This is a genomic window from Serratia sp. 2C06 (assembly GCF_050037615.1).
In the GTDB taxonomy this organism is placed as follows: domain Bacteria; phylum Pseudomonadota; class Gammaproteobacteria; order Enterobacterales; family Enterobacteriaceae; genus Serratia; species Serratia ureilytica.
This window is the reverse complement of record NZ_CP188299.1, coordinates 1,632,939-1,654,138: the sequence shown is the minus strand read 5'-3', so window position 1 is coordinate 1,654,138 and position 21,200 is coordinate 1,632,939. Positions and strand designations below refer to the sequence as shown.

The 21,200-nt window shown below is 45.8% G+C and carries 14 protein-coding genes; 6 read left to right on the top strand and 8 right to left on the bottom strand.

What is annotated here, in order from left to right; genetic code table 11:
• The first annotated feature begins 13 nt into the window (after positions 1 to 13).
• The gene (locus ACP3TA_RS08205) at positions 14 to 1,444 is read left to right on the top strand and encodes a 6-phospho-beta-glucosidase (protein ID WP_206196480.1); all 1,431 of its coding nucleotides are present in this window, start codon (positions 14 to 16) and stop codon (positions 1,442 to 1,444) included.
• Positions 1,445 to 1,468: 24 nt separating this feature from the next.
• Here ACP3TA_RS08205 and ACP3TA_RS08200 read toward each other — a convergent pair whose 3' ends face one another.
• From ACP3TA_RS08200 to ACP3TA_RS08190, 3 genes are read right to left on the bottom strand one after another with little or no spacing between them, the layout of a single operon-like run.
• Complete coding sequence (locus ACP3TA_RS08200; RefSeq protein ID WP_164119937.1) at positions 1,469 to 1,801, bottom strand: contact-dependent growth inhibition system immunity protein; 333 nt, start codon at positions 1,799 to 1,801, stop codon at positions 1,469 to 1,471.
• Entirely contained in the window at positions 1,798 to 2,085 is a 288-nt protein-coding gene (locus tag ACP3TA_RS08195; protein ID WP_164119936.1) for a contact-dependent growth inhibition system immunity protein, read from the bottom strand. The genes ACP3TA_RS08200 and ACP3TA_RS08195 overlap by 4 nt, the downstream gene beginning before the upstream one ends.
• 4 nt (positions 2,086 to 2,089) lie before the next feature.
• Positions 2,090 to 2,917, bottom strand: coding sequence for an RNase A-like domain-containing protein (locus ACP3TA_RS08190; RefSeq protein WP_164119935.1), 828 nt, complete (start codon positions 2,915 to 2,917; stop codon positions 2,090 to 2,092).
• Between the two features lie 378 nt (positions 2,918 to 3,295).
• Here ACP3TA_RS08190 and ACP3TA_RS08185 point away from each other — a divergent pair, with 378 nt between their 5' ends.
• The 5 genes from ACP3TA_RS08185 (at position 3,296) to ACP3TA_RS08165 (ending at position 9,727) form a co-directional block, all read left to right on the top strand.
• The gene (locus ACP3TA_RS08185; protein ID WP_164119934.1) at positions 3,296 to 3,538 is read left to right on the top strand and encodes an ash family protein; all 243 of its coding nucleotides are present in this window, start codon (positions 3,296 to 3,298) and stop codon (positions 3,536 to 3,538) included.
• A complete protein-coding gene (locus tag ACP3TA_RS08180) occupies positions 3,433 to 3,741 on the top strand; it encodes a hypothetical protein (protein WP_164119933.1) in 309 nt (102 codons plus the stop codon). Before ACP3TA_RS08185 ends, ACP3TA_RS08180 begins: the two co-directional genes overlap by 106 nt.
• A 230-nt stretch (positions 3,742 to 3,971) precedes the next feature.
• On the top strand, positions 3,972 to 5,090 hold the full coding sequence (locus ACP3TA_RS08175; RefSeq protein ID WP_426784576.1) for an HNH endonuclease: 1,119 nt from the start codon (positions 3,972 to 3,974) through the stop codon (positions 5,088 to 5,090).
• A gap of 758 nt (positions 5,091 to 5,848) precedes the next feature.
• Positions 5,849 to 7,846 (top strand): DEAD/DEAH box helicase family protein, encoded by a 1,998-nt coding sequence (locus ACP3TA_RS08170; RefSeq protein ID WP_206196478.1) that lies wholly within the window; start codon positions 5,849 to 5,851, stop codon positions 7,844 to 7,846.
• 69 nt (positions 7,847 to 7,915) lie between these two features.
• Positions 7,916 to 9,727 carry a DEAD/DEAH box helicase family protein gene (locus ACP3TA_RS08165; RefSeq protein WP_206196477.1) on the top strand — a complete coding sequence of 604 codons (1,812 nt, stop codon included), beginning with the start codon at positions 7,916 to 7,918 and terminating at the stop codon, positions 9,725 to 9,727.
• Between the two features lie 67 nt (positions 9,728 to 9,794).
• Here ACP3TA_RS08165 and pglZ read toward each other — a convergent pair whose 3' ends face one another.
• The 5 genes from pglZ to ACP3TA_RS08140 form a co-directional block, all read right to left on the bottom strand.
• Positions 9,795 to 11,831 carry a BREX-1 system phosphatase PglZ type B gene (pglZ, locus tag ACP3TA_RS08160; RefSeq protein WP_206196476.1) on the bottom strand — a complete coding sequence of 679 codons (2,037 nt, stop codon included), beginning with the start codon at positions 11,829 to 11,831 and terminating at the stop codon, positions 9,795 to 9,797.
• A 3-nt stretch (positions 11,832 to 11,834) separates the two neighbouring features.
• The gene (locus ACP3TA_RS08155) at positions 11,835 to 13,634 is read right to left on the bottom strand and encodes a DUF262 domain-containing protein (RefSeq protein WP_206196475.1); all 1,800 of its coding nucleotides are present in this window, start codon (positions 13,632 to 13,634) and stop codon (positions 11,835 to 11,837) included.
• Positions 13,631 to 17,074 carry an Eco57I restriction-modification methylase domain-containing protein gene (locus ACP3TA_RS08150; protein ID WP_206196474.1) on the bottom strand — a complete coding sequence of 1,148 codons (3,444 nt, stop codon included), beginning with the start codon at positions 17,072 to 17,074 and terminating at the stop codon, positions 13,631 to 13,633. The genes ACP3TA_RS08155 and ACP3TA_RS08150 overlap by 4 nt, the downstream gene beginning before the upstream one ends.
• Before the next feature lie 95 nt (positions 17,075 to 17,169).
• Positions 17,170 to 20,643: a BREX system P-loop protein BrxC gene (brxC, locus tag ACP3TA_RS08145; RefSeq protein ID WP_206196473.1), complete on the bottom strand. Its 3,474-nt coding sequence runs from the start codon at positions 20,641 to 20,643 to the stop codon at positions 17,170 to 17,172.
• Between the two features lie 14 nt (positions 20,644 to 20,657).
• Positions 20,658 to 21,200, bottom strand: coding sequence for a BREX protein BrxB domain-containing protein (locus ACP3TA_RS08140; RefSeq protein ID WP_045345931.1), 543 nt, complete (start codon positions 21,198 to 21,200; stop codon positions 20,658 to 20,660).

Genomic DNA, 21,200 nt, shown 5'->3' with positions numbered 1-21,200 from the left:
ACCAGAGGATTGCATGTCCGATTCAACATTCCCTAAAGGATTTTTATGGGGCGGCGCTTTAGCCGCCAACCAGGCGGAAGGCGGCTATCGCGAGGGCGGCAAAGGGCTGACCACCGTCGATATGATCCCGCACGGCACCAACCGCATGACGGTCAAACTCGGGCTGGAGAAGCGCTTTAGCCTGCGCGACGACGAGTTTTACCCCAGCCACGACGCCATCGATTTCTACCACCGCTACCGCGACGACATCGCGCTGATGGCGGAGATGGGCTTTACCGTGTTCCGCACCTCCATCGCCTGGAGCCGGATTTACCCCAACGGCGACGAACTGACGCCCAACCACGAAGGCATCGCCTTCTACCGCAGCCTGTTCGAAGAGTGCCGCCAATACGGCATCGAGCCGCTGGTGACCCTGTGCCACTTCGACGTGCCGATGCACCTGGTGACCGAATACGGCTCCTGGCGCAGCCGCAGGATGGTGGAGTTCTTCACCCGCTACGCCCGCACCTGCTTCGAAGCCTTCGACGGGCTGGTGAAATACTGGCTGACCTTCAACGAGATCAACATCCTGCTGCACAGCCCGTTCTCCGGCGCGGGGCTGGTGTTTGAAGCGGACGAAAACCCTGAACAGGTGAAATACCAGGCCGCGCACCACGAACTGGTGGCCAGCGCGCTGGCGACGCGCATCGCCCATGAAGTGAACCCCGCCAACCAGGTGGGCTGCATGCTGGCCGGCGGCAACTTCTACCCGTGGTCCAGCAAGCCGGAAGACGTGTGGGCCGCGCTGGAGAAAGACCGCGAGAACCTGTTCTTTATCGACGTGCAAGCGCGCGGCGCTTATCCCTCCTACGCTGCCCGCGTCTTCCGCGAGAAAGGCGTGAGCATCGTCATGGAACCGGAAGACGCCGACATCCTGAAGCACACCGTCGACTTCGTCTCCTTTAGCTACTACGCCTCGCGCTGCGCCTCCGCCGACATGAACGACAACAACAGCAGCGCCGCCAACGTGGTGAAATCGCTGGCGAACCCGCACCTGCCGCGCAGCGACTGGGGCTGGGGCATCGATCCGCTGGGGCTGCGCATCACCATGAACATGATGTACGACCGCTACCAAAAGCCGCTGTTCCTGGTGGAAAACGGCCTGGGCGCACACGACGAGTTCAATGCAGCAGGCGAGATTGAGGACGACTACCGCATCAGCTACCTGCGCGAACACATCCGCGCCATGGCCGACGCCATCGCCGACGGCGTGCCGGTGCTGGGTTACACCACCTGGGGCTGCATCGACCTGGTGGCCGCCTCGACCGGCGAAATGAGCAAGCGCTACGGCTTTGTCTACGTCGACCGCGACGACCAGGGCAACGGCACCCTCGCCCGCACCCGCAAGAAATCGTTCTGGTGGTATAAGAAAGTGATCGCCAGCAATGGGGGGGATTTGGGGTAGGTTTGGGCGGTGGGGTTGGGGGGCTTAAATTCGTTTAAGCTGCCCCAGCTTTTGCTCTGCTTTTCGTTGCAACATGGCAAAGAACGCTACCGCGGTAGTACCCCAGCTCTCCGGCATAAACTCATCTGAAAAATGCTCCGCCATGCCCTCGTTTATACGCCCCGCATAGGTGGCCTGAAATTCTTTGGCTTCCTCTAGGATATCGCGGATGACCTGACTACCGTTTTGCTTAAGGAAGCCGTCAATCACACCTTCGGCCATTTCGGCATCAGTAAACAGATCATAATCCTGACCGAAGTAAATACTGAATAAGCTACTGAGCTCGCTAAAGTGATTGCGAATCACGATGGTGCTCAAAGCGCTTTCACTGCAGCACTTCTGGCCTGTTGCAGGAATTCGGGAACGGTGGTTCCCCATAGCTCAGGGCTGAAGGTAAAACCGAAACGTTGGTTGAATAATGACTCCACATTATCCTGCGCCAATAACGCATCTATCTCCTCGATCAACGCCTCGCGCTGCTGATAAGTCGCCAGACGAATGTACTCTGCGATCAGCGCAGTAATATCGCCCTCTGCATTTATCAGGTCATAATCTTGACCAAAATAAACGACGATCAGGTTATCAAGTTCGCTGTTTTTCATCGGCTTATCTCGCAGGGAAAGCGCTAAGGATAAAGTAAGGTTTGCCATTATAGCGGGTAAATTCAATCACAACGCCAACCCGGTGACATTGATAGACGTCAGTACTGCCGCGTAATACCCCATAACCCACTGATTCTGTGAAATTGTGATACACGCTCAAACGGCTGCCGGGAGACGCGTACTTTACCCAATTCATAATATCTGCGCGGTTTGCCTTTACCGTGACAGATACATACTTTTCGGCCTCCTTTACCGATCTGAAGGTACTTGCCGCGATCAGTTTCGGGCGCCTGGCTAGCCTGGCAATAAGCGCTTCCGGAGCTATGTTTATATGCCGAGCCAATGTGTGCCCGCCCGGATATTTACCGCTAATGGACTCGTGCTCAATCAGCTTAACCCGCCCCATGCGCACGGATGCGACTCTGGCTGCGCCAACCGCTCCGGCAAAGACAAAAGGCACGGCAATATCGACCGTTAAACCGACGTTATAGGCCGTTTCCCGATCGGCACCCAGTGTTTGCGCCAATAAAACGGCAGACTGATAAGTGTCAGTCGTCGTTGGCTGCCCGGTAATCATCTGATTGGAAGCGGCCTTGATGCTGTCCAGGCTATGCGTTCCCACCACCACACACCCAACTTTGGTGATAAACGTCGGATCCGGCGCATAGCACAACACCCCCGCCCCCATTAGCTCAACGACACCACCGGCAAGCCCCAAACCGCCAAGCAGACGGTTACTGAGCGTTTCACCTTCAGTGACGCTTTCATCAGACAGCACCGCCGCAAGCTGCACCGGCGACAGGGCAATGCGCAACTCATCTTCATTCGCCATGTTCGTTCATCCGTGAATTAGCAAAGCCGTATGATTAGCATAAGCTCTAGGAAGGATAAATACTGGAACGGTTAACACTTCGTAGCGCGAATAGAGGATTACTGAGCATAACATTCATTTAGAGAATGGAATGCCATGAATTATATTCACTACATATAGACAACATTACAAATATAAAAGAGCACCATAAATAACTGCGATCTGTATTCCAATGCTGAAAGAAAATAAACTGTAATTCCATACAGCTTATTTTTTCCTTTTACTGATAACGCTATAGTTTTTCCGCTGCGGCAAAATCCGCAACCGGAATTAGCGTTCCGAACACTTACACAAGGCAGCATTATGTATATAATGTTGGGGCTTTAAACATCCAGAATTATGGTGGCCCAAGTGGGGGCTTCGCAAGAAGCGCCGGTTTCCTTTGTGTCCGGTAACGCTAACTCCGCTTGGGCTACCACCATGGGTTTAGCGTCTCATGTGGTAGTACGCATACTACACACTAAGGATAAAGACACATGGAAAATGTCGCCATCACCGAAAATACCACAAGCACCCTCACCCTTTATCGCCAACTGTTTAACCACCTCGAGCTTAGCGCTTTCAATCCTTCAGAACTTTTAGACCTGGCCGCACTTTCTGCCGAACAGGCGGAAGGTTTGTGCCACGGCCTGATGCTATTCGGCCATTTACTGCAAGAGACCCCGCAGTTGGATACCGAAGGCTGGGAACAGCTGAACCGCTATCTCAACGCTACAGCGCATCTGGTTCCTGCGCTTTGTAATCTTTATGGGCGGGCGTTGCGGGAGATGGAAGCCTGCGGCTAACGTAAGCGACAATCAGGGCGATGCTCATCGCCCTTCCCAATCATGCTTTTCCAATAGATCTGACTGACATATCACAACAAAAGCATTCATCAAGGTAGGCATTTCCTCCCCTACCTGGCATAGTTAACGCATTCGGTAAATCGATGAGTTAACTGCTGGGTATTGATGCATACTGCTCTCGTCAGCAAGCACATTGCTCAGAGCCAACTCGGCAATGTGAGGGAGTGGTTTTGGCAACTGCAATAGAGGCGTTATCTTCAAAAGAATCCGTTTTAAAAGCCATCGAAGAATATAAAAAACTTGGCCGAGATGAATTCTTAAAACAACATAAAATTAAGCGATTTAAAAAATTCACCCTTCATTATAATGGCGAAAAGTACGACATCCGAGGCATTGCCGCTAGAGCATACCGTGAGCAGCATGGTTATCCGTTTAAGGGAATCAACACCGATAGCGGAACAGAAAAAGCCATCCAATTTCTCAAAGACCTCGGTTTTGAGATCGCCGAAACACCGCATCCTTTTGACTATTTAACCGAAGGCAAACTGTACACACGCAAAGCGCTTATCGAGCTTTACGGCGGGCAGCTACAAGGCGGTATCTGGACCCCGCGGGAATTCCCGGTGATCTTTATCTTCACCGGTGAAAGCGGCGAAACCTACGGCTACAAAGATGGATGGACAGCCGAAGGCAGCTTCTCTTATACGGGGGAAGGCCAAAAAGGTCCTATGGAATTTATTCGTGGCAATAAATCCATCCGCGACCATAAAAAAGACGGCAAAGACATCTTCCTATTCGAAGACAACAAGAAAGAAAAAGGCGTCCGCTATCTTGGCATGTTTGAGTGCGACTCTTGGGATCACATTCAGTGCTTAGATTTCGAAAATAACATGCGCCAAGGCATCACCTTTAACCTGTTCAAAGTCTCATCACTGCACGCCGTTGAAGAAGAAGCAGAAACCGATGAAGCTGATACGCAGACAGAGACGCTCGAACAGTTGCGCAAGAAGGCACTGCAGTCCTCACAGCAATCTGGTCAGCGCCAACAGAGCGACAGCAAAAAATCCTGGTTCAAACGCAGCGAAGACGTAAAAAAATACGTGCTCAAGCGCGCCAATGGCACCTGCGAAGCCTGCGAGCAGCCGGCACCGTTCAAGAAAAAGAACGGCGAGCCCTACCTCGAACCTCACCACACCAAACGCCTAGCCGACGAAGGCCCCGATCACCCGCAGTGGGTGGGCGCCATCTGCCCGACTTGCCATCGACGGATTCATAGCGGGGTGGATGGGAAAGAGGTGAACAAGCAGCTGATGGTGAAGTTGGAGTTGAAAGAGGCTAGCGTTATATAGCGCGAGCTTATTAAATAATTGCCTATCTTATTTACTTTAAGGTGGGTGAGCTTACTTAAAGAAACTCGCCCAATCTTAATGTCTGTTAGTCCTCTGCCTGTTGTTGCTTTATCCTGAAACACCTTAATACTGAAGGGCTTAGTGCAATGTTGTTTTATCCTTCAAGGTCAATTAGATAGCCTATGGGAAAGCATAAAGAAGATCCGATTCCTACGGGAATAGGGAATAATAAAAAAATGGGCTGGTAGTGACGGTGGGCAAGTTTCAGGCACAGTAAAAGACCACCTCCTGAGGAGGTGGTTTTACACGACGCCCCCTAAATGGGGGCCAATCCTGCAACAACTCGACCTGCTGTTCGATCTCTTGGCCCTCTTATCCTAATGCATCACGTATCGCTTGATAATTTCTTCGTTTGCTCCTACTCAATAAAGCATTTCCTTATCAAAAAATGTTTGCCCCACAGCTTCTTTCATATAGAGCAGGATCGTCTACCGAGGCGGGGCCAGTCCACACCACCTCCTTAGGCGGTGGTTTAGGTCATATAATTAAACTAGAGAAATGCCCCTAGCTTTGCCATTGTCTTCGCGTTTATGAGCAGCAAATCAGTCCACTTGCTTTACCATAGCTGAATATCGTGCCATAAAAGTAGACTGCTGCCAGTTCTCATAGACTGACTTATTAGATGACCAAACTCTTCACCTATCTAAAAATAAGAGGTAGTCTTATAACCATGTTTAACATCAGTTAGGAACATAAAATTGAGCGCACAAGCACAAAAACACCGACAACTAGTTCTTTCTATTTTGCAAAGTAACGCATTACATCAGCACCAAGTAACCGCAGCCACTAAAGTTTTTGATGCTTTGGTAGGAAAGGTTCGAGTAGTAGTAACAGCAGCTGAAATGCAAGCAGGTAAATCAGGGATTGCACTTGCGCTATGTTGCCTGCAAAGACTCAGTCTTTCTGATACTGATCTTTGCGATCGCAAGCAGCTAAAAGATACACTCTACCTGATTACAATGCCTGATACTGCTCTCAAAGAACAGGCAGAAGATGATCTTAAGCTTGCCAAGAATGTTGTTGTCAGTAATTTTGTTAACTTCGAAAAGGCATTAGAAAACGAACTTAAAGGGAATCCTCCTAAATTAATTGTTATCGATGAATGTCACTACGGCTCCAATATCTCAGCGGTCCGTTACAGCAAGATATTTGATTATTTGGAAAAAGAAAATGATACCTGTAAAGTTGTATTCATTTCTGCAACCCCTTTCGGTGCTCTCTATGGAGCAGAAACTGAATACCAAGAAGCTTTGGATCTTCAACAAGAAGCCAAAAATGATAATAACTCAGAATTGCTAACCGAAGCCAAAGAGGTAGCAGAAAAAGCTCTAAAAGATTCTATCTTGCGCCGAAATTTTAATACTCGCCTTGTCTTCCATAAAACCAGCAAGGAATATTATGGTGTACGTGAGATGTTGAAAAACAATAAAGTTATGAGTCTTGAAGATGACAGCCGAAATTTTCTTTATCCTTCAGAACAACGTGATAGTTTTGTTCAACAATTTCTACATCACGAAGGAACAGGATGGTCTCTAGTAAGGGTTCCTGCTGGGCTAGCAATGGAAGCAAAACAATTTCTAGTTTCGCGAGGCATTGATGAAAGTGTCATTTATATCTTAGGGAATTCATTGTCGGGAGTGCCTGAAGACGAGCATTGCAGCATTGAACGGTTCAAAAAAGAATTTGATGATGCCCAGCTATTTGAAGAAAAACTAATTGCTATCACCGTTGCTGGAGCAAGAGCAGGCATTAACTTCGGTCCAATGATGAAAAACAATTTAATATCAACTTGGGATAGTACCGTAGCTAGTGTCGCGGCAGTGGTTCAAGCCAATATTGGGCGCGCATGTGGCTATCATGGAAATAAAACTTCAGTTCACTATACAAATTTAAATGCAGCTGAGGCATATGCACGCATATTAGATCATCTTGAAAGCACTTGCTCTGATCAGGCAGCTTCCGACTTCGAAGGTTTAAAGGAATTATTTGAAGACATTTGCCAAGAGTACAACGTTAATGGCTTGGATGTTGGGCTAACTATAAAATATAAACGCAGACGCCCAATTGGTGATGTCGAGACATATAAAACAGATAGCTATATAGTCGTACCAGCTCAGCTTCTAAAAGAGAACTATGACTCTAAAAAATATACCAGTGATAGATATTTTATTCAGGCTATTGATATTCTCCGCAAAGAATTTACAGCAAAAGGTGCCCCTAGTGTCAAAGGTAATAGGGCTATGCGAGGTAAGGGAAAAAACTGGATAAAAGCGCACTGGGTTAATGGTGATAGTTATAACAACCCAGAAAAAGCTCCAGCTGATGGCACTCAACAAGAAAAGACGAAAATGTATACTCAAATGCTCGAAAATGATGAATATTTAGAGTTCAACAGAGTTGTAACTCCTGGGTCAGGTGAGCGATCTGGAGATAAATTTGTAACGGCAACTATCTTCAGCATCTACAATATTTCTCGTCGTAATGTCGCGAAAAAGATCATGACTCAAACGGATGTTTGGGAAATGTGTGACTACTTTGGTGTTGAGCGTGATGATACCCTTTTTGTTATATACAAACGCGGAGAATACGATATTGAACGCACTATAGAAAAGAAGAAACTTAATGAACTTCCTGAAAAGTCAGGGAATCTTAGTGATGAGTCTCACTTTTCTAATGAGATAGAATCTTTAAATTAACCTCCCGTGGTTTATAAATAAAACATGAACAGCTCAAATAAACACCGAAATCATGTACTGTGTTCAATAGTGAAAAATACTTTTGAGCACCAACGCAATGTTGCTGAGAAAGCATTTTCTAAGTTGAACTCTGGCTCAAAAGTCGTGGTCATTGCAGCGGAAATGCAGTCAGGAAAATCAGGTATAGCTCTTGTCCTTGCCTGCCTGCAGAGACTATCTTTACCCGATGAATTATTGGCTGACCGGAAATACTTAAAAGATACTTTATATCTTCTGACAATGGCAGATCTTGCACTTCAAGATCAAGCAAAGCGAGACCTTTCACCCTGCAAAAATGTTGTTGTAAGTAACTTTACAAATATTGATAACGCGCTTAAAGCGGATTTTAAACGCCAACCACCTAAGCTCATCATCATCGATGAGTGTCATTATGGTTCTGGCATTGATAGTGTTCGCTATGAAAAGGTATTTAATTACCTGGAACAAGATAATGTAGACTGTAAAGTTATATTTATTTCCGCAACTCCATTTAGCTCACTCTACTCAGCTAGCGAAGATTCCATTCTACGTCACAGCTTCAATACGTCTTTGGTATTTCACAAAGCTAGCGATAAATATCATGGCATTCGACAAATGCATCGCAGTAACCAGCTGGTCAAACTTGATGATGATCAACGCGATTTTTGTGAAGATTCACTGCTACAAAAGCGCTTTATACGCCAGTTTAAAGAACATCAGGGCGTAGGCTGGTCACTGATTAGGGTTCCATCAAGTCAAGCAAACATAGCCAAACAAGTACTGATTAATCAAGGTATAGATGAGGAGCAAATCTTAATCATAGGTCAAAAGCTTGTTGGCGTTGACGATCACGAACTCTCATCTATCGATGACTTCAAACGAGCGTACGAAACAGCAGCAATGTTTGATGAAAAGATAATCGCTATAACTGTGGCTGGATTTCGCGCTGGTATTAACTTTGGCCAAGAAATGAAAAACACGCTAATAAACACTTGGGACAGCTCTATTGCCAATATAGCCGCAGTGGTACAAGCCAACGTTGGCAGAGCATGTGGATACCACCAGAATACTCAGGCGAAACATTTTACAAACCTGGAAGCTGTTCGAGCGTATTCTGAACTACTTGATCATCTCGAGGCCAGTGATGAATTGAATGATTTCGATGGGTTACGGCATTCATTTGAAGATATTTGTGCGAAATATCAAGTCAGAGGGTTTGACCGAGGAATGTTTATCACCCCTTCTACTGAAACTGTAATCACCAAAAAACGTGATGATTCGGAAACATTCCTAACTCAAAGCTACCTAGTCATTCCTGGAAAATTGTCTGAGCCCGAAGCTAATTTCAGCGCCTATACCAACGATCCACAGCTGCTTGAGGCAATCAAATTAATTCGTGACGAATTCCTGAATGAAGGGGCGCCCTATCCTAAAGCTGGTCGTGCAATGCGAGGTGATGATAGAAACTGGATAAAAGCTCAGTGGGTAAATGGAGTCACCTATAATGACTTCTCGACGAGCTGTGCGAAGAGCAGAGTGCTGGATTTTAATTCACGCCTGGAGCTGGGTGAAGATGTAGAATTCAACTTAATTGTTAACCCTGGTGGCGGAGAGACCACTGCTGACAAACTCATAGTCGCGTGTGTATTCAGTATTTATAATCTTTCTAAACAAAGAGATGCTTACAAACGTGCCATGGACCGAGAGGATATGCGGGAAATTAGTGAAGCCTTAGGTTGTGAATATGACGATACGATTATGGTGCTCTATCAGCGCGGAAACTACTCTAGTGGAGTGACAGAACAAAAAAAAATAACCAAAAAACAGCTATCTCGCATCCGCAATTCCAGCGTGTTCAAATAGCTAAAAGCCGCTGTTATAAGCGGCTTTTAGAAAATATTCGATGAAACTTATTTTAAGTAATAAAACTCTAGTCCTTAGTAACTTTAATTACAGGAGTCAGGCATTCTTGCAAACTTAGGCCACCATGATTGTAGTAATCTCCCGCAGTAAATGCACTGATGCCAGGAGCCATGGCAAGTGACACTGAGGAATTCCAATACCACTCTACCTGAGGCAAATTCGTACTGGCATTATCCTTGAGAATAGCACATCTTGATAAGTACTTACGAACCAAGGGTTTTTCAAGATATGCTTTAGGTAATTGATCTGGAAGCCATAACCAACCATGATCCGTGACAATACGGATTTGCTTCCATCCTGCTTCAAACAAATAGCTAACCCTATCAGCTATTTCTTCAAGAACATCATCAATACCAAGAGGTAATTTTCTTTGCTGCTGATGTCCCAGGTTATCCAGGTCACCTGTTTGCAGCCACGCTAAGCCATTAGGCTCACCAGTATCCAATCCTTCCAGGTATTGCCACCCCTGTTGTGCCAATGCTTTTTTTAATTGATAACTACTAAACTCACTACCCGTTGCCACTATTGAAGGCTTAAAATCCTGAGTGTCATAAGCACCGTTCAAAAGTGCAGCAACAGGAGTAACCGCAGCTTTCGCGGTATCAGTTAAAGATGGCAGAGCACTCCATTGTGTTTTGGTATCGACAATCAAATGACGCGCAGTAAGCTTACGCTCTAATACTTTAGCGCAATCAAAACGCAAACCATCTACAAAAAACACTACCATCCCTTTAACCTGGTAAGTAGCTGTCGCTTCCTTAATTTCAGTATTCCCGGGATATCCTTTTCTTTTAACCAACTGTTGGAAATTAAGCGATACCTCGTTCAACCAAGGGGAATATATTAGTTTTAATACATTTGCGACTAATTCCTGTTGGCCCGGTTCTTTTGCCAATGCCATGGCCTGCAACGCTGCAGCATCGACTTGCCAGAAGCACTCCTGATATAGCTCTGCCATCTCTTCCGGTGACTGATGATTGAACACTTGCTGGGTCAATTCAGCGACTTTTGCCAGATGGGCCAAAATCTCGAGGTATTTAGATTCCCCTAATCTATACCAAAGCCAGCTTTCGCGCTCTTTATTCTGTTGATATAGTGAACAGATAGTTCCTCTAACTTTGTTTACATCAAGTTGAGGAAGGCCAGCAAGCGCATCGGCAAGGCTTTTTTCATCGCGAGTATTTTCAATAGGATAATGACTTAAATCAGCAGCTAAATCAGGGGTTACATCACGAAGGACAAGGATTAATCCTGATAGGTTATGTGCGGTATCTTCAAAGCGCTGCCACACTTCTTGCCACGCCCCTTGGGCAGATAAAAGGGATGCGAGCATTTGAGAATAATTAGCATCTGTTGGTTCATAACCAAACTGACTTGAGCAAGTATTACTGAAAAGCGACCATTTATTGTCGTCCCACTGCTTACGCTTATCTTCGGGATTATTCAGCCACCCAAGTAGATCTTTAATAGGATCATTAAATACTAATGATTGAAAATCTTTAGCCTCTAACCGCTTTCCTTGTAGGTCTTCAATACGGGATTCTAAAAGATCCTTCAAGATTTGGGGGATAATTTCTAATGTGTTTTTATCTTTTGCTACGTCTAATTCAAGCCCAACGCGTGGGTTTGTCAGAAAAGAACTTATACTCCAGTCACGACCTGCTGTATTATAGGCCCACCAACATCCGCGATATTGCAATTCAGCTAAAGGTCGTAAATAGTCTGGACAATCTTCGATAGCGCGTAACGCTTTTCGCCCAATTTTGGGAAGATAGATAATTGGTGTTCGACCTTCAGGTAACATAACCTCTTCCAACACCCCAGCAATGGCACACTTTAACCAAATAGCCGGACCAATCCGCTGCTCTGGTTGATATTCACCAAGCTCGAGCAGCTCGGGAATGAATTGTTTAATCAAAGGCATAGCACTTTGCCATTGGCAAGCTTCATCTGTCCATAGAACCGCTGCTGGGGCCTCTTGCACCGCAGGATTAAAATTTGCACTACCTCGTAGCTGCTCTATCAATTTATCAATTACTTGCATTCGTTATCTCCCGACGACACCCGGTAAACTAAACAGAGTAATAGCCTTATCTACCATCGCGGCTGTTCTTTGTTCAATTTGCGCTATTGACCAATTATCAGCAACAGCCAGCTCCTGATTTAGATACAAACCATTGTTGTAGCCTACAGGGCGTTTATCCCGGGTTGTACGATCGCGTTTTTCCAAAAAACTCTTATTCCCTAAAGAACTGTTGTATCCCGAAATAGTCAAGTTACCAAGTTTATGCACATGGCTTTGACGATATTGCTCCGCCAACGTTTTATCGCCATCCGCTATCATATCTACCCAAGAATTAGGGATGTTTAATCCTTGTGGGAAAACATGCTCAATGGTCCACACATATTGCTTGCCTTCCACTGCCCATAGGTCTACTTGGTTCTCCTTGGTCATCATGCTTTCTTCAAGAGCACACAGGATAAAGCGGCAGACCCAGCTATTTTCTTCGTATAGACCGTCACTAAGCGCTTGGCGGAAATGCTCATCAGAGGGACTGACAGACCCTAGGGTATTAGCAATAGCACTGACAACCTGCTCACCGTGGCAGCTTTGCAGAATTTCCGTTAACTCCATAAATATGCGGTTTAAATCCCGAGTAGCAGGCACATCAGTAGTGTTCCTACGGACAAAGAAGTTGATCAGCAAAGTAACCACTTTTTCAATATGCTCAATGCTCAATGCTAAGTTCTGTCGTCTGGCAAACAACATTAGCAATAAGAGATAAGAAGGAGCGCCTTGAATTCTATCCAGACTTTTAAGCAGTTTTGTTAGTTTAGGTTCATCCGGAACTTCGCAATTCCCTACAATCTGCGCATACCAGTCAGAATGACTGCGCATAGCTTGTAGGAATTGATGCGGATCATGAGCAATCAATTTTTCGAAAATTTGAATAAGATTAGATTTCGTCGCTACTGGTACATTGACGATATCTCTTAACTCAGGCTTGAACGCATTGTAGTACTGACGGAAAAAACGCTCTTGTACCCCATAATCATCCCCCAGGGCTTCCATCACTTTGGTCCAGCTGATAAAAGACTTATCAATACTGCCCGGCTCAATCTGTTCGATCTTCGCCAGTAGCTTGTTTTTCATTAAATCAATCGCGGTAAGAGGCACACCGCGATTGTTAAGTGACTCAAACAGGGTGTAAGCATCTGAATGACTTGCCACCTCTATTTTTACTAGAGTAGATGCATTGACTTTATCAAGTAGCGCATTCAGTGCCTGCAATGGGGTTTCGCTCTCACTGACATACTGTTCAATACGCATTAAAAAATGTCGATAGGCGCGAAATACCCGACGATTACCTGCATTGGAAACCCACTCAGCTTCTTTAAGAATGCCAGCCTCTTTCAACACCGCCAGGTAATCCTGCTGGTTGGCATTTTGCACCTGAGGTACTAATCGGGGCTGGTCCGCATTCTTTTTCAGCACCAATTTATGCTTCAGGTTATACAGCTCTATCTGCTGCTCCATCTGAAGTTCAATGCCCAACTGGTTGTAGCTTGCATAAATAGCAGCTAACAATAATGACAATGTGGTCATTCGCTGTTGGCCATCCACCAACTCTAACTGCTGCAGAGCCAGCGTATCTGTACTTTGGTTGATACAGATAATCGACCCCAAGTAGTAATTAAGGTCGTTTTCTAACAGATCTTCAAACAAGGCATCCCATTGCCATTTACCCCAGGTATACTCCCGTTGGTAGCGTGGGATGGCATACACCACCCCGGCTTCAATATCCAACAAGGTTGACACCGGATAGTTGAATACTGATTTAATCATCCGTGATTTTCCTTATTTTCATGTTCGTCTCTGGCAGCTTGTTTATCTGCAAGACTGATATGGTGGTCATTGATACGGGCCCCTTCTTTTTCACCATATTGCAGGCCCAGGTAATACCAGGGGGCCGATTCAACATCGTTGCCGCGATCCTTACCCCACTTAATATTGGGTTTTGCTCGCAATATTCCCGCGCCTTTCTTATCTACATCTGGTGCCTGCATAAATGGCCGAATATTAAGACGCACACCATCATTTAAATCCGGGTTCCAACCCATAGGTTGTTCGTGTAACGGTTTCCAACGAACAAAAATATCTAACCCACTTTTCCCTGTAATAGCATCCCCTTTGAGAATAGCTTCCAGTGTATCCTTGAGGTTTTTAGCCGCCATCAAACGACTTTCCGCACCATCAATACCTTCTTTAAAACCGTGCTCCTGAGTACGGATCCAGTCCCCGAGATAGGTGTAAATCAGACGCTCTAAGCCCTGATAATTGAGCTTATGGTAGTTCACCAGCACTGAGAAACCATCTTTAAGACCATCCCAGATTTGCCAGATAAACGGGCGGTGATGGAAGAGTTTGCAATGTTGTTCAAAGAATTTATCACGCAGCCAGGATTCAAGGCTCTTACTACCAACACTGGCAAGCAGATCGCTGAGAACACTAGATGACCAGTCCTCTTCGTAGGCTGCCTGCAGCATGCCTTCCAGGCGAGAAGCGGCGGTTTTTTCTCCGCGAAGAGCAGGCAGACAAACTATGCCATCATCATCCACGAGTTTAAGCAATCCATCAGATTTACCAAGCCAGTGAAGCATCTCATCAGCCAACTCCATTTTGTCATCCAGCTCTGATGGCCATCGGTATCCCAACAGGCGAGCTACAGCTACTTGTAGAACGGTTTCATCTGTACGTTTATACGCGATGGCAGTGCATTTTTTATGCTCATCCCACACGACTGAACCACAAGGGTGACCATGGAAAATCCATTGAACTGGATCATTAGTATAAGGTTTAGGTAAACCACTAGGATATTTATCCTCAGCAATTTTCTTCCATTTAGCCAGATCAAAAGGTACTTTAACTAAAGTTGCATTAGTTACGTTCAGTTTCTGATCAATCTTACGCACAGCTGTATAGTATTCTTGGGAAGTACAAAAACACCAAAGAGCGCAAAGGTCATTGTTATCTTTAGGAATAATAGTTGCAACATTCTGATGAAATCTCTCTTTGCTATATCTATAACTGAACAATTGTCCCATTCGGTGAACCGCAATACCGCTTTTACCAACAGCCTTTAACCCTTTGGAGGGATACGCTGTGGCTGAAGCATGCAAGTGGCCTTTACCTTGCTCCCATCGGACTAACCAAGATTGTCCATCGAATTGCGAATAATTATCAGGAGTTGCTTGTAGATATTCCCATACATCCTTATTGATACTTTGAGATTCCCAAAAACCAATGATATACATTGGGTCATCACTACTTTGCATTCCAACTAGCCCATCGGCATATTTACTCAACTGCGTAAGAGATGACTCATTTTCAAAATAAACTCTCGCATCAGGATTAGCTAATAAATTAGCTTGCTTTACGCTCTCAAAAGACTCCACTAACATTCTTTCAGCTTTCTCAGAAGCGCTTTTGGGAACAGAAACATCCAAACCTTGTAACAAGGTATCTCCTGAAAGAAGACCTTTACTCAATATGATCAACTGAACATTGAAGTCCCACATTGGAGTCTGAAAACCTTTTGCCCCCAATCGTACGACTGAATGCCAAGTATTTTGTCTCAGCAACTTTTCACGAAATTTTCTATAGCTCGTTAAAAACAACCAATTTTGAGGTAATACTATTGTTGAAGTTCCACCGATTGGGCTGAAATCCATACAGCGTTCTAAGAACACAGTCGCCAAATCGGCTTTTGCTTCCGGGAAATAGTTTTCACAGAAATCTTTTAACGTTTCGCGCTGCTTGCCACGAGCCAGATAAGGCACATTAGTCGCTACCAGGTTATAGTTTTGAGATAAAAGCTTCGCTGCCATTGCCAGGCCCTGAGCGGTCACCTGTGCCGTTTTTGCTTCGTCATCGGTTGCTGTTCGTGCTTCAAGAAGAACTTGCCAGGGCGCAGGCTTGCCTTCAGCTTTTCCTTCGTAATATGCCGTGTTGACGTCAATCAGGCTGCCCAGCACGGGGGCGTCTTTGAAGGTTCGAGTAAACCATTTGAGCGCCTCACTAATATCTGGATTGTGTTTAGCCAGGGCCTGCCATTCCCGAGTGGCAGCACTGACATCCAGCCCGGAGCAAGCAATATTCAGGGCAGGCAGGCTTCGGTAACCGCCAGACCCCGGATAACGCCAAGCTTCCAACGCCAGCGCAAAGGCCGCAATCTCCACGCAACGACTATCAAGCTCAAGGCCATGAAGGTTATCAGCAAGCACCTTATCAATAGCGGTTTTGGCATCGAGCCCTTCAAGCTGCATGCGCATTGGTACCAGCATTAAAAAAAGTGCCACCAGAAAATGACCTGAACCACAACACGGATCCAGAGTCTTCAAGGAGCTGATTTCATGAGGCCAACAGTCAAACCAACCGCCAGCAGCTTGCCATAGCTCCCCTTGCTCATCGCTGGTTTTAACAAAACGCAGATATTCCAGCGGCACGCCCTTTATAGCAGCAACCCGACGCAAGGTTTTTTCATCACTTGCCGAGCGTAAATCCGCATCCGTAAGCTGTTTTTTCGCCCACCAGGCGCCCAGGCTGTTATCTAGCAGGAAGTTCACCATATAAGGTTCGGTAAACAGCTGCGTGACGGGACTTAACTCATCAGCACCAATCGGAATCCCCGCCGCATTCACCTCCTCTTTACGTTTGCTTTGCCAGAACTGATAACACCATCCCAGGCTATCTTGGGCCTGAAAAACCGCACCAGGAAGTGTCAGAATCAAATCCTCTAATTCACGAATGCGATCGACGGGAATTTGCAGCTCAAATACGGGGGAATCGACCCGAAATACCTGAGGCAGCATTCTCTGCGCCAGCTTGCCGGCCAGTTCCCAGCCATCTTTACAGCCTTCTTCTTCAGCATATTCCTGACAGTCGGTCAGCGTGACAGCAAGATATTTATCCAGCATTAGCAGATTGTTTTGCTCCAAAAAGCGGGCAAATAACATACGATGCCAGTGCTCATAGCTGACCTCCGCCTGCAGGCGTTCAGTTCCCTGCACACCATTAGACTGCAGCTTGTCTCCCAACTGACGGGCATGGGCACGCAGGCGATTACGCAGCTTACGCTCATTATCGTTCAGGTATCCAGGGGCTTCCGCCGTCTCCACTCCTAAACGTATTAATGCTTCTGATGCAGCTTTTTCTATCAGTTCTCGGGCCCTGACAACAACTTTTTCCAGCTGATTTCTAAGCGTTTTATCCAGTGACTGTCGCATGTAGTACTCTTAAATTGATGTTACTTCTAATTTTGCATATAGACTCGCACCTAAAGCCCAGACAAGGTTGTCTGAACTTCAGGAGTGATGAGAGGTTATTTCAACGATGCAGGACGATTTTCAGCTAAAGCGGACATAACTTCTTGTCTAACTTTTGCCAACCAAGAATCGAGCTCAGCCTCTGTTTCAATGACTGATTTTGGTAAAAGTACGATTTTTGCTTTAGGCACCAACATATCAACCGCATCCTGCCGCATACGGCTAAAACGGCCTGCCAAAGCAGAGGTTTTATCACTCCACTGTTCTAACGAGGTATTTTCAATACAATCGAGCACTCTGTCGTTATCAGATAACGGTGACATTTCCAGGTTATCCAGATGATGCTTTGTCAGCAATCGCTCCTGCTGCTCTGCAGAAAGCTGGCTCCAGATTGCATCTTCATGCAATTCCTTTAGACACTCGTTATATTCAGTTTGAAAATCTTCGTACTTTTTCAAAATCGCAACGCGAATTTTTTCAATTACCTGCTTCAACAACGGCTGTACTGGATCAGGATCGGCTAACAGACTTCGGTTTTGCTCAATCGCATGCACCTCGTTCATGAGCTCGTCAAAACCAACTAAATTTTGGCAATACTTAAGCGCCGATTTTAGTTCGCCCCAGCGAGCTTGTCTGGCGAACACTTTTTCAGCAAGCCCTTTCCAACTCTCCACTTCATCGATAATATCGCGATGTCGTTCGAAAGCAGCCATTAGCTGTTCATTACCAGAAAGCCTTTCAACTTCAACAAGTAATTCTGCTTTTGGTGGTAATGGTAATGGGGCGTCGCCTCCCGCTTTACGAGCCAATTGCTTGGCGGTTTCTATCGCATCTCTTAATTTGGATTGCTCTTCACCATTGGTGCAGTTCAAACCAATCGCATGGATCAAACTTCGAATGCCTGCCAACTGCCGCGGCGTCAAGCTAACGGTTTCAGGCCGAAAGTTGGTTTGAGAGACTTTGCTGCGCTCCAAACTTTTCGCATCGACTGATTTTTCCTGAGAGTCGCTTGCTTTCAATACACCAGCAGCCAACATGGTAAAAAGAGCGCCGTCAACGGTATCTTTCGGCCAGCCGAAAGGAGCAGACATAAAGTTTTCTCGTATCTCTCCCCCAGTTTTTGCAACACCGATATAGCGTTTAATGGCGACACAGACAGGGTGCTTTTCCACTTCATCATTATGGCCTACAGCTTCCAGAGCATTGGCATCAGCGAATTTACTTGCACGCTCAAATACCTTATCCCAACCTCTTTGATCTGCTTGCTTAAACTCTGTATAGAGCCGTTCACATGCTTTCTTACCTGCATTCTGGAACTGCTCAACTAGCGTGTCACCAAGTACTTCGCTCCCACCAGCCATTTGTACCTGGATACCATCAATAATTTCTTTAAGGATCACTTTCTTGGTGCGCTCAGCTTCATACTTCCGGTGCTCCATTGCAGCGCGAGCGTCTTTACCCGCATCCGTAGAGGGTATCCCACTCACTTCCAGAGTTGTTTCCGCCGCTTTAAAATCGACAATTGCGCTCAGTAGCTCATTACGGCGAATGGATGGAACATGAATGAAAATAGTGGCGTCATCAGGGTTCGCACTACGCACTGCATCCTCGAAAGCTTTTTCTTTACATTCAAGTACATGAGCATAGAGATTTTTTTTAGCATCGGCAGGAAGATCCTGATCGAAACACACGGTGATCTTACGGGGTTCGTTACTGACCCCTTGATTCACGCTACCAAACCCTAGGGCAGTGTTAACACGGTTTTTTATTTCGAGGCTGCGGAACGTTTCTAAACGCTGTGGGTTACCGCGTAGATCATTTTGTTGTTGTTTGAAAGTATCATGCCACTGCTGGCTTTCAAGCGTTTGCAACCTGTATTCAACACCTGCACTAGTATTCATTGGCAGTAAGTCGCCGTCATCAACCAGTTGTTGAATTAAATGTGGCAATTTTGCTCTCAGTTCATGCTTACCATCACTTAAATGTTCCAGAAGCAAATCAGCGAGGAAAGCTTCCGTTGAGGCAATACCGTGATTGATATCTGTTGGTAGTTTACTAATGAGTAGTATCAACGAAAGCACTCTACCCTGGAGAACTTCATCTTCGTCCCCAGCCTTGAAGCGAGCTATCTTTTCGTAGATCTCTTTGCCAATAACACCCGTTTGTAGCAGGTTGATTGCAATTTGTTCATAGATAAAATCGGCAGGGACAACTGAACCCAACGGTTTAAGCGCCGTAGATTTTGTGGCCTCATGCACTACACGTAACTGATTTCGTAGTTGGGATCCGGTTCCGGTTTTATCCAGCGCAGGAAGGACTCGCTCCCAGAAACGACGACGCACTGGCAGTAACGGATAGTCTGCAACCATCCATTTTTCATCGTCTTTATGAGCTTCAATAACAGAACCACTCATATGACGATTAATCTCACCGAGGTTATGATGTACCACGGATTCGATCTCAGCTCTGGCAGTTTCTTTCTTCTGGAGAATAACTTTCCGGATTACCGCATCGACATCAGTATCCTCAAGCTGAACAGAAATCTGGAAACGCCCCATAAGGCGTTGCAGGTTTTGCAACCCGGATAAGGCGCTTTGCCCTGTGGCGACGAAAAGCAATTTCGACTTAAGTGCGCCAGCTTTACAGCATGTTTCAACGGTCTCTTGCACAAGATGAGCACGATCGGGATCATCAGCGATATACTGCTGAACCTCGTCAAGAACAACCAAAGTTAAGGGCATTTCGCCTTCATTTGACAATGCATCAACAATCGACTGAACCATTTCCGTATTTGATACATCATCAACAATTTTATATTGCGCACGCAGCATATCTCGTACTTCTTTAGCATCACTTCCAAGAGATGGTAAAGCATGTAACAGCGCATTCGCCATGACTGGTGAAACATGGAGATTGCGCAGTTCTTTCTTCCAAAGGTCTTCGCCTTCTTTACCTTTGGCATGCTGTTGGATGTAAGCTTTTACTTGCTCAAGTACCCCTTCAGATCTTAACCAAAGTTCAAATTGGGCAAGATGATATTGCTCAGACAACCCAGCTGATTTGAAAATGATCGCCAACAAGGCTAATCGAACTTTGTCTTCTGCTCCCGCCCCCAAAGTTCCTGACGCGGCATGAAGTCCTCCCAGTCGACTTCCCAATGTTGAAAGTTCGTCAAAATATTGTCGTACATCATCGGGTAACTCAACCAATGAGCGAGCTTCTGCTCCGCTCTCCATTTTCTGATTCACCCAAAGGGTTCTGAGCATTTTAGCTAGATGCGATTTCCCAGAACCGAAAAAGCCTGAAATCCAAACTGCAGGTTGTTCACCAGAACTTTTAACGTTTCGTAAGTAGTTGCTAAGAATATCAGCCATGCCTTTGGCATAAGCCCCGCTACAGACAAACGTCCGCAGCTCATAATCTAATGTTTCAAGAGCCCCTTTGGAGAGATCATCTTTTACCTCAGCCACACCGTTGTTGGCCAATTTGCTTTCCAGAGGGTCAAGTTTATAAATTTCGCGGTTTAGCATTTTTCTTTACCTAGTTAAGCTATGGTGATCGCAGTGGCTTGATATCCCCAGCCATCTTTGGCATCGAGCAGTTTGTAGTTATTCTCATGATATTCTCCGGGGAAAAATACCACCAAGCGTCCCTGTACTTGAGTCGTTAAAGATTTAACTAAAGCGGAGACTGATACAAAGCCGAACATGGTCCCACATCCCATAAGAGCCACTACAGATTCAGGTGTTTGGTGCGCATTAATCTGCTCATGGAGTTTCGACACAAGCTCTTCAGCAAAATAGTCATAGCTTCCTTCCAGATACTCTGGATCTTCGAAATAAGCCTCTTTGTAGTCCTGTCTGGCCATCCAGTAGGGGAACTCATTGGTCAAGTCCAACAACAGCCATGGGTGCTCGCTTTCGATGCATGCATGCTCGAATTCAGTCATGCGAGCACGAAGCTTAAGCTCATCCTCTTTGTCATATACGACAAAGATAGCTTTCTCTTCAGCTGAGATATTGTTACCCCATGGCACACTGATGTGACTGGAAAAACTTTTCAGTAATTTTGACAATCTGTCAGACAT

Excerpts from the sequence above, each read along its gene's own strand:
- brxC (WP_206196473.1), bottom strand. The coding sequence starts at position 20,643 with ATGCTAAACCGCGAAATTTATAAACTTGACCCTCTGGAAAGCAAATTG.
- ACP3TA_RS08185 (WP_164119934.1), top strand. The coding sequence starts at position 3,296 with ATGGTGGCCCAAGTGGGGGCTTCGCAAGAAGCGCCGGTTTCCTTTGTG.
- ACP3TA_RS08180 (WP_164119933.1), top strand. The coding sequence starts at position 3,433 with ATGGAAAATGTCGCCATCACCGAAAATACCACAAGCACCCTCACCCTT.
- ACP3TA_RS08140 (WP_045345931.1), bottom strand. The coding sequence starts at position 21,200 with ATGTCTGACAGATTGTCAAAATTACTGAAAAGTTTTTCCAGTCACATC.
- pglZ (WP_206196476.1), bottom strand. The coding sequence starts at position 11,831 with ATGCAAGTAATTGATAAATTGATAGAGCAGCTACGAGGTAGTGCAAAT.
- ACP3TA_RS08155 (WP_206196475.1), bottom strand. The coding sequence starts at position 13,634 with ATGATTAAATCAGTATTCAACTATCCGGTGTCAACCTTGTTGGATATT.
- ACP3TA_RS08150 (WP_206196474.1), bottom strand. The coding sequence starts at position 17,074 with ATGCGACAGTCACTGGATAAAACGCTTAGAAATCAGCTGGAAAAAGTT.
- ACP3TA_RS08190 (WP_164119935.1), bottom strand. The coding sequence starts at position 2,917 with ATGGCGAATGAAGATGAGTTGCGCATTGCCCTGTCGCCGGTGCAGCTT.
- ACP3TA_RS08195 (WP_164119936.1), bottom strand. The coding sequence starts at position 2,085 with ATGAAAAACAGCGAACTTGATAACCTGATCGTCGTTTATTTTGGTCAA.
- ACP3TA_RS08205 (WP_206196480.1), top strand. The coding sequence starts at position 14 with ATGTCCGATTCAACATTCCCTAAAGGATTTTTATGGGGCGGCGCTTTA.